Raw genomic sequence first — 8,930 nt, forward strand, 5'->3', positions numbered from 1 at the left:
ACCAGCTGGTCCGTTGGCAAGAGCTTCGTCGCCACCCTGATCGCCATGGCGATGCAGGACGGCCATATCGCCAGCCTCGACCAGACCGCCGAAATGTTCGCGCCGCAATTTGCCGGTACCGCCTACGGCCAGACCACATTGCGTCATTTGCTGATGATGTCGGCCGGGGTCGATTTCGAGGAAGACTACAATGCGCCCGGCTCCGATATTCGCCGCCTCTTCCTCGGCGCCAATATCTACGGCCAGAATATTGACAGCCTGGTCGCCGAGATCGAGCGCGACCGGCCGGCCGGCCAGGACCTGCACTATGTCAGTGCGAACACCCACGTCCTCTCGGCCGTCATTCGCGGTATCTATAATGCGCCGCTGGCCGAGGTCGTCGAGATGAAGATCTGGCGTCCGCTCGGGATGACAGGCGATGCGTCCTGGAACCAGAATATCCAGGGCGATAACGGCATGGCGATCGGCTATTGCTGCCTCAATGCCCGCCTGGAGGATTATGCCCGGATGGGCCAGTTCTACCTGCAGGATGGTGTCTGGCATGGTGAACGCCTTCTCCCCGAGGGCTGGGTGACGATGGCGACCCGCCCGAACGCGTCTTTCCAGGAAGCCGGTCCGGCCTCGGTCTATCCGCATCGCGGCTATGGCCTGCATTTCTGGGTGCCCGAGAATCATGACGGCGAATACTTCATGGCCGGTGTCTATGGCCAATATGTCTGGGTCGATGAGCGCCGCAATATCGTGATCGCCCGCACCGCCGCCGATACGGCGTGGAGCGGCCGAACCGCAGAATCGATTGCCGCCATGCGGGCGCTTTCGGCGCACTATGGCGACCCGATCATCGAAGCTGCTGCCGAGGTCGAGACCGGCCCGGAAGAGGTCGAACTCACGGAGACAGACCATGAGTGAGGCGAGCTATGACTATATTGTCTGTGGGGCCGGTTCGGCCGGCTGCACCGTCGCTGAACGCCTCTCCCGCGATCCGTCCGTCTCCGTCTGTGTGCTCGAGGCCGGCGGCTCGGATGACAGCCCGATAATCCGCACGCCGATGTTGCTGCAATACGCCGTCACCGGTGAGGCCTTCAACTGGGGCTATTGGACCGAGGAGCAAAAACATCTGCACGACCGCAAGCTGCTCTGGCCGCGCGGCAAGACGCTGGGCGGCTCGTCCTCGATCAATGCGATGCACTACATGCGCGGTGCCCACGAGAATTTTGACGAGTGGGAAAGCGCTTACGGTGCGCAGGGCTGGAACTGGGAGAGCGCCCTGCCCGCCTTCAAGGAAGTGGAACACCAGACCCGCGGCGCCAGTGAGCTTCACGGCACGGATGGCCCGCTCTGGGTCCAGGATATCGCGCCACTCAATCCGCTGACCGAGGCCTTCTTCAAGGCCGGTGACGAGCTGCAATACAAGCGAAATCCGGACTTCAATGGCCCGACCCAGGAAGGCTTCGGCCCCTATCAGGTGACGCAGAAGGGCCATAAGCGCTGTTCGGCCGCCGACGCTTTCCTGCGCCCGGCCCTGGAACGGGAAAACTGTAGCGTCACGACAAAGGCGATGGTCCGCCGCGTGATCATCGAAGCGGGCCGTGCCACCGGTGTCGAAGTCGACATTGATGGCGTCAGCACAATTCTCACTGCGCGCAAGGAGATTATCCTTTCGGGCGGGGCAATCAATTCGCCGCAGACCCTGCTGCTCTCGGGCGTCGGGCCCGCCGATGAGTTGCGTGCCATGGGCATTACCGTCGAATCGGACGTGCCCGGCGTTGGCAAGAATTTGCAGGACCATCTCGACATCACGGCCCAGCTCTGGACCAAGTCCTCGACCTCGATCGGCAATTCCCTGCGCTCCATCCCGAGCCACATGTATATGGTGGCCCGCTGGGCGCTGGCGGGCGACGGCCCCTTCACCGTCAATCCCGTGCAGGGCGGCGCCTTCATCAAATCCGCCTTCGCCGGCGATCTGCCGGATCTGCAGCTGGTCTTCATCCCGGCCATCTCCAATCCACACGGGGTCGAGAAGGCCACGGGGCATGGCGTCACGCTGCATGCCTGCCAGCTCTATCCGAAGAGCCGCGGGGCGATCACGCTCAAATCGACCGATCCCTATGAGCATCCGGCGATCCAGCCGAATTATCTCGAGGATGAATTCGACCTCGACGTGCTTGCCGATGGCCTCGGCAAGGTCCGCGAGATCCTCGCCTCACCGGCCTTTGATTATGATCGCAAGTCGGAGCGCTGGCCCGGCGCCGAGGTGACAACCCTCAACGGCCTCAAGGATGATGTTCGAAAGCGGGCCGAAACCCTGTATCATCCGACCTCGACCTGCGCGATGGGGTCGGGCGAAATGGCGGTCACCGACAGCCGTTGCCGCGTCAAGGGTGTCGCCGGGCTGCGCGTCGTCGATGCGTCGGTGATGCCGCGCCTGGTCGGTGGCAATACGAATGCACCAACGATCATGATCGCCACACGTGCCAGCGACATGATCGCGCAGGACAATAACACCGCCTGAGTTCGGCCCCCGCCGAGCCCAGTCGAAATCAGGAGGCCGCCATGAGCGAAGCCGAAGCCAAGCAGATTGAACGCATGAAATCCCTGCTCGCCACCCAGCGCGATGCGTTTCGCCATGAACGCCACCGGCCGCTCGACCTGCGCAAGGCCGACCTGGCGCGCATTGCCGATCTGTGCCGCAAGAATAGCGATGCGATCTGCGAGGCGATCAGCCGCGATTTCGGCAATCGTGCCAGGCAGGAAAGCGTCATCGCCGAGATCGCCTTCGTCATCCAGGACGCCGATCATACCGCCAAGCATATCGGCAAATGGGCGAAAACGCGTTCCGTCGGTGTGCCGATGACACTGATGCCCGGCAAGGCGACCATCCGCCGCGAGCCCAAGGGCGTGGTCGGCATTGTCTCGCCGTGGAATTATCCCTTCCAGCTCGCCATGGCACCACTGGTCGCCGCGCTGGGTGCCGGTTGCCGCGCCATGATCAAACCTTCCGAGCTCACCCCGGCCACCGCCGAGCTGATGAAACGCCTGATCGGCGAAGCCTTCGAGGAAGACCATGTTTGCGTCATCACCGGCGGACCGGCCGTTGGCGAGGCCTTCTGCAAGCTCAAATTCGACCATCTCTTCTATACCGGCTCGACCCAGGTCGGCCGCCTTGTCGCCATGGCGGCAGCAGAAAATCTCGTGCCGGTCACGCTGGAGCTTGGTGGCAAGTCGCCGGCCATCGTCACGCCGGGCTACCCCAAGCTCAGCGCTGCCAAATCAATCGGCTGGGGCAAATTCCTCAATGCCGGCCAGACCTGTGTTGCGCCCGATTACGTGATGGTGCCCAATGGCGAGGAACGCGCCATGGGCGAGGAAATCATCAAGATCGCCGAACATGAATTTCCCGAATCCTCCAGCGACGACGCCTATACCGCCATCGTCTCGGACCGGCATTATGAGCGCCTGACCGGCATGATCGAGGAGGCCCGCGCCGGCGGTGCCGAAATCCTGCAGGCCAAGCATGACCCCCAGGCCGCCCAGGCGGCGCGCAAGATCCCGCCGACAGTCGTCCTCAACCCGCCCGCCGATTCAAAGCTGATGACCGAGGAAATCTTCGGCCCGCTTCTGCCGGTTGTCGGGTATAGCGAGATCGATGCGGCGACCAATTATGTCGCCGATCATGATCATCCGCTCGCCCTCTATGTCTATTCCACCGACAAGGAGATGGCGGCGCGCATTCTCGACCAGAGCCAGTCGGGCGGCGTCGGCATCAATACCAATCTCCTGCATCTCTCCGTCCCCGACCTGCCCTTTGGCGGCATCGGCGCCTCCGGTCAGGGCAGCTATCATGGCGAGGCCGGTTTCCTGACCTTCACCCATGAACGCTCGGTCTTCGCGACCGGGAAATGGCATCCGTCCCGCCTGCTGGCCCCGCCTTACGGGAAATTCTACGAGACGGTGTCGAAGAAGCAGATGAGCTGACACGCCACAATCTGCAATTGACGCCTCCCCCGAATGCCTGAAGGCTGTTCGGCCCGGATCGATCTGTGAGTCGATCCCGACAGCCGGTGTGGACAGCGAGGGCATCTCTGTGAATTTTGTTCAATTTCGTCGCCTGGTCGACGCGATGGCGCTGACCCCGGAAGCCTCCGAGGAAATGGATCGATGGGGGCGTGAGAGTGACCCCCGACTGAAGAAGGCCCTGATCGAGCTCTACAGCACGATCGCGGAAAACGCCGAGCTGTCGGCATTTTTTGATGATGTCAAACAACTCAGCCATGTCCGCCAGAAGCAATACGAGCACTGGAGAAAATTGCTGTCCGGACTGTTTGACGAGACCTATCTGGAATCGGCGAAGCGGATTGGCACGGTCCATTGTTCCATCGGCCTGGAACCGCACGCCTTCCTGACCGGCTATGCGGCCGTATTGTCCAAACTGCTGTGCGATGCCAGCCAGCCCGATGGCGGCCCGGCTCGCAAGGGGCATCGATCAAGCCATTCCCCGGAGATCGTCATTGATGCCCTGACGCGCGCCGCGCTTCTCGATATCGGGGTCGCCCTGACCAGCTATTCCGAGGCCGAGCAGTCCAAGGCCCGCTTGTCGCGGCTGAAATTCTCGAACGCTTTCCGGCAAGCCTTCACCCACTCGATGACCGAACTCGACACGGCGATGGACGCGCTCAACCAAGCGGCTTCCGAACTGGCCAGCCCCGAACCAGCGGCGACGGCGGAACTGGCGCAATCGGTCGCCCGCTCCACCGCCACCGTCCAGGCACAACTCGATGACCTGAAAGCGAAAATGAATGAGTTCCTGACAGCCACAAGCAAGGCCTGACGCTCGCAAGCCGCTGTCACTCCCCACCGGAGGCACGCGCAAGCCACCCGGAACCGTTTCCACCCCGGGAGAGATTGCGCTGTGAATGCCGTCCCAGACACCCCGCCCCTTGGCAGTCCCGGCGCGTTGCGGTAGCTCCAGCGGCGAAGCGGCAACAGGACCTCACCATGTATCTCCCCCTCTCCGGCAAACGCGCCCTGATCACCGGCTCCAGCCATGGTGTTGGCCTGGCGGCCGCGAAACTCTTCGCCGAACAGGGCGCCGAGGTCGTGTTGCACGGCAATGCCAATATGGCCGATGCCGATCTGGCCGTGCGCGAAATCGGACCGCGCGCCCTCGGGGCGGTGCAGGCCGACCTGTCAATGCCGGGCGCCGGGCGCGATCTGGTCGAGGCCGCTCAGCACCTGGCCGGTGGCAGGCTGGACACCATCATCAATAATGCCGGCATTCACTGGGCGACGCCGTTCGAGGCCACCGATGCCGATTGGGAAGCGGGCTGGGCCGGTATTCTCCAGGTCAATCTGATGGCCGTCGCCGATATCTGCCGCGCCGCCATTCCCGGCATGGTGGAGCGCGGCGGCGGTTCGATCGTCAATATCTCCAGCCGTGCCGGCTATCGCGGCGAGGATCGCGACCATATCGCCTATGGTGCCTCCAAAGCCGGCCTGCTCTCGCTGACCAAGACCCTGGCCCGCCAATGGGGACCGGATGCGATCTATGCCTATGCCCTCACCCCCGGCTGGATCAATACCCGCATGGCGCCGCAAAACGCCGCCGGCGTCGCTGCCGCCCAGTCGGAAATCCCGATCGGCCGCATGGCCGAACCCGAGGAGATTGCCGCGATGTGCGCCTTCCTCGCCTCGGGCGCCTGCCAGAGCGCGACGGGTAGCTGTATCGATATCAATGGCGCGAGCTATGTGCGATAACCTACTGAATTAACTAATTTTTTTAACACACACCTCGTCGCATCAGCGGCCCCGCACGCCCGCCTCGCACGATGCCGACCTATTGCCGGCATAGGGCACTTCGCCGCTTTCGCGGACCATCAGGTCGAGCTGGTGGCGGATCCATAATTCGGTCTGAAAGCGCCAGACCCGCTCGGCAAAGGCCTGTGGCAAGCCAAATTCGCGCGCGCAGCGGCGCACATTCTCCAGCACCGCCTCATTGCGGTCGGCATCGACGACATAGCGGGGGTGGCGCTTGATGCGCGCGGCGGCCTCGACCAATTCCTTGCGCGCCGCCAGCAGGCGGACCAATTGCCGGTCGACCCGGTCGATCTTCAGCCGGACCGCGCCGAGGCCGGTCTCGTTTATTTCATCGTCCATTCCCGCCCCGCCTTCCCGGCCAGATAGCCATTGACCAGCGGTAATGGCAGGGTCGAGGCGCGCACCGTCTCGACCATTTCGGCCGCATCAGTGGCGCCATCGAGAAAACCGCGCATCGCACTGGCGACCTCGACCATGCCGACACTGTGCGGCGACAGCCGCAGCGCCGAAATCCCAGCCGCGCGCAGGGCGTCCGGCGTCTCGGTGCAAAGCTGCAGGCCGTCGGACAGGGTCTGCACCCCGTTGAAGGCGAGGAAACCGGTGCCATCCAGGGTCGAGACGCGGCAGCCATCGGGATCCTGCTCACAAACATAGCGGCAGCTGTCGCGGTTCAGCTTGTGCTGACGGGCATGATAACAGCGGCCGGAATGGGCCAGTGGCAGGCGGCCAAAGCCGAACAACTCAATCTCCAGGCCGGGGCAGACTTCCGCGATTGTCGAGATCGCCTGCAAGGAGAGTTCGACCGGCGGACACCAGCGCGTGCAGCCCATGTCCTTCAGCATCAGGGCCGTGTCCTCATTATAGACATTGAGGAAGGGGCCGGCGGTGAAGGCGCGCCCGCCGCGGCTGGCCAGGCCACCGAAATCATTCAGTTCGACCTGTTCGCCATCGCGGACCAGCTCCTCGGTCAGACGGCGTTCGCGGCGATTGACCGGGGAGATCAGGGTCGACCAGATAACTGTCTTGCCGGCGCGCTCGAGCCGGTCCGCGGCGCTGGCGATGGCGGCCTGGGTCAGGGGGCCGCGCTTGCCGCAGACGATCTCGCCGAGATAGACGCGCTCGACCGGGCATTCATCGGCGATGCGGGCATAGAAATCGAGCAATTGCGACGACGGCCAGTTGAAATAGAGCGGCCCCAGACTCAAGGATATCGGACTCAAGGAGATCGGGCTCGGATTCATCGCCATGTCTTCCTGTACGCTCCCACCGTGCCGCGCTGGCCTTCCGCCAGCGTATCGAGCAGCGTCGCGCCCGTCGCCGGCCCCTCCAAAGCCCGCTCCGGTGCCCCCGGACCGACCGGTTTTCCTAACCCGTCAATCGCCTGGCGGAATTGCCGCGTGACCGCTTCGACATAGGCCTTGCCGCGCTGGCGGCCCTCGATCTTCAACGCCGTCACCCCGGCATCGCGCAATTGCGGCAGGACATCGATCGTATTGAGACTGACCGGGTCCTCGAACAAATGTCCCGTCTTGCCGCCGGCCATGAATCGGCCCTTGCACAGGGTCGGATAGCCCAGCGGCTGGCCGTCCGCCTTGCGGTCAATCGTCAGTCCGCCGAGCGCGACGGAGCGGCTGCCATCCTGGCGCGAATAACTCACCGCTTCCGGCGGCGAGCAGACGCCGTCGAGATTGGGCGAACGGCCGGTGACATAGGAGGACAGGTCGCACCGTCCTTCTGTCATCACGCACAGCCCGCCAAAGGCAAACACCTCGACCTCGATATCGATCTCGCCGATCAGCGCCTTGATTTCCGGAATGGAAAGGATGCGCGGCAGCACGACACGCTGCACGCCAAAGCGTTCGGCATAGAAGCGAATCGCTTCCGGCGTCCCGGCCGCGGCCTGGACCGAGAGATGCAGCCGCAAATCGGGATGCTGCGAGGCGGCCCGGCCGAGCACGGCCATATCGGCGGCGATGATCGCATCGGCGCCGGCCGCCGCCGCCGTATCGACGGCGCGGGCCCAGATTGCCGTCTTGCCGGCCTGGGCAAAGGTATTGATCGCCACCATCACCTTGGCCCCGCGCTGATGCGCATAGGCGACGGCCTCGGCCAGTTCGGCATCGGAGAAATTGAGGCCCGGAAAATTGCGGGCATTGGTCTCGTCACGCAGGCCGCAATAAACGGTGTCCGCACCGGCATTGACCGCCGCACGCAGGGCCGAGGGCGTGCCCGCCGGGCAGACCAGTTCAAGCGCGCCGCGGCTCATGACCGCCGCCCCTGCGTCGCCGGGCGCCATGGTCCCGGTGGCAGCGGTGGCAGGGACGGCAAAGGCGGCAGCGGCACGAGATCCGCCAGCCGCATCTCGGCCTCCTCGATCGCATTGCGCAGGCTGAGCACGACAGCGGTTTCGCCCTCAATCCACAGATCGGCGGCGAAGAAGGCGGCATCGCCATCCTCGCTGCCCTGCATCAGACGCAATAGAAGATCGAGCGGCGCCTCAATCCGCGCCTCGCACGGCGTCGGCGCGGCTGCCCTGACCACCTGCACCGCTCCCGCACTGCCATCCGGGCAGACCAGGAAGGCGACCGGCAGACCGGCCGGGCAAATCAGGATGCGGGCCTGGCGCGCCGGACCCAGTCGCTCGAACACGTCGGGCCTTTGCCGCGCCAGCCGCCGCAGCGACGCCGTCAGCATCACGGCCATCGGCTGCATCGCCGCAACAGCCACCTGCCCGCCCAGCCGTCCGAGTGGGCCTTGCGGCCAGGGCCGGGCCGACAGAAAGCGACCGGCAGCATGGACGCGGTGAAGCAGCGATTCTGGCAGCATGATGGAGCGTCCTGTCCTGTTTTGATCTGCAATCGGACCCGATCTTGTCGATCAGTGATAACGCCAAGACTTGATATTTATCAAAACCTGAATCTGCGACATAGGCGCACAGCCCGTGATGCCAACGGGGAGGCTGCAGGAAAATCTCCACGCGGCGAGCCGCTGGAGGTTTGCGTGGCCCTCCCCGTTTGGGAGGTGTGCGGGACGCGGCGAATGCCGTTTAGCGCAATAGATAAGTGAGACATTCGAAACGTCCCGCCAAGTCTTCCTGGAAAAAGATGGGAGATTTA

General features: G+C 63.9%; 9 protein-coding genes. 5 read left to right on the plus strand and 4 right to left on the minus strand.

Annotated elements, in window-relative coordinates; translation table 11 throughout:
• From AAC023_RS12110 to AAC023_RS12130, 5 genes are all read left to right on the plus strand, one after another.
• Window positions 1-909: serine hydrolase (locus AAC023_RS12110; RefSeq protein WP_339741462.1), on the plus strand; the 909-nt coding region annotated here is incomplete at its 5' end.
• Window positions 902-2,512, plus strand: coding sequence for a GMC family oxidoreductase N-terminal domain-containing protein (locus AAC023_RS12115; RefSeq protein ID WP_339741463.1), 1,611 nt, complete (start codon window positions 902-904; stop codon window positions 2,510-2,512). The genes AAC023_RS12110 and AAC023_RS12115, both read left to right, overlap by 8 nt.
• Before the next feature lie 41 nt (window positions 2,513-2,553).
• A complete protein-coding gene (locus tag AAC023_RS12120; RefSeq protein ID WP_339741464.1) occupies window positions 2,554-3,975 on the plus strand; it encodes a coniferyl aldehyde dehydrogenase in 1,422 nt (473 codons plus the stop codon).
• 109 nt (window positions 3,976-4,084) lie between these two features.
• The gene (locus tag AAC023_RS12125) at window positions 4,085-4,828 is read left to right on the plus strand and encodes a protoglobin domain-containing protein (RefSeq protein ID WP_339741465.1); all 744 of its coding nucleotides are present in this window, start codon (window positions 4,085-4,087) and stop codon (window positions 4,826-4,828) included.
• Window positions 4,829-4,995: 167 nt separating this feature from the next.
• Window positions 4,996-5,754, plus strand: a complete 759-nt coding sequence (locus AAC023_RS12130) for an SDR family oxidoreductase (protein WP_339741466.1) — start codon at window positions 4,996-4,998, stop codon at window positions 5,752-5,754.
• A gap of 42 nt (window positions 5,755-5,796) precedes the next feature.
• Here the strand turns inward: AAC023_RS12130 and AAC023_RS12135 are convergent, their stop codons facing one another.
• From AAC023_RS12135 to AAC023_RS12150, 4 genes are read right to left on the minus strand one after another with little or no spacing between them, the layout of a single operon-like run.
• Entirely contained in the window at window positions 5,797-6,153 is a 357-nt protein-coding gene (locus AAC023_RS12135) for a chorismate mutase (RefSeq protein WP_339741467.1), read from the minus strand.
• A complete protein-coding gene (locus tag AAC023_RS12140; protein ID WP_339741468.1) occupies window positions 6,138-7,019 on the minus strand; it encodes a U32 family peptidase in 882 nt (293 codons plus the stop codon). Before AAC023_RS12140 ends, AAC023_RS12135 begins: the two co-directional genes overlap by 16 nt.
• A gap of 32 nt (window positions 7,020-7,051) precedes the next feature.
• Window positions 7,052-8,080, minus strand: a complete 1,029-nt coding sequence (locus tag AAC023_RS12145) for a peptidase U32 family protein (RefSeq protein ID WP_339741469.1) — start codon at window positions 8,078-8,080, stop codon at window positions 7,052-7,054.
• On the minus strand, window positions 8,077-8,640 hold the full coding sequence (locus AAC023_RS12150; protein WP_339741470.1) for an SCP2 sterol-binding domain-containing protein: 564 nt from the start codon (window positions 8,638-8,640) through the stop codon (window positions 8,077-8,079). Before AAC023_RS12150 ends, AAC023_RS12145 begins: the two co-directional genes overlap by 4 nt.
• Window positions 8,641-8,930 lie beyond the last annotated feature (290 nt).

This window comes from uncultured Maricaulis sp. (genome assembly GCF_963976135.1).
Lineage (GTDB): Bacteria > Pseudomonadota > Alphaproteobacteria > Caulobacterales > Maricaulaceae > Maricaulis.

Bases quoted from the DNA above. Each gene is read 5' to 3' on its own strand.
- AAC023_RS12145 (WP_339741469.1), bottom strand. From the start codon at position 8,080: ATGAGCCGCGGCGCGCTTGAACTGGTCTGCCCGGCGGGCACGCCCTCG.
- AAC023_RS12130 (WP_339741466.1), top strand. From the start codon at position 4,996: ATGTATCTCCCCCTCTCCGGCAAACGCGCCCTGATCACCGGCTCCAGC.
- AAC023_RS12150 (WP_339741470.1), bottom strand. From the start codon at position 8,640: ATGCTGCCAGAATCGCTGCTTCACCGCGTCCATGCTGCCGGTCGCTTT.
- AAC023_RS12115 (WP_339741463.1), top strand. From the start codon at position 902: ATGAGTGAGGCGAGCTATGACTATATTGTCTGTGGGGCCGGTTCGGCC.
- AAC023_RS12120 (WP_339741464.1), top strand. From the start codon at position 2,554: ATGAGCGAAGCCGAAGCCAAGCAGATTGAACGCATGAAATCCCTGCTC.
- AAC023_RS12135 (WP_339741467.1), bottom strand. From the start codon at position 6,153: ATGGACGATGAAATAAACGAGACCGGCCTCGGCGCGGTCCGGCTGAAG.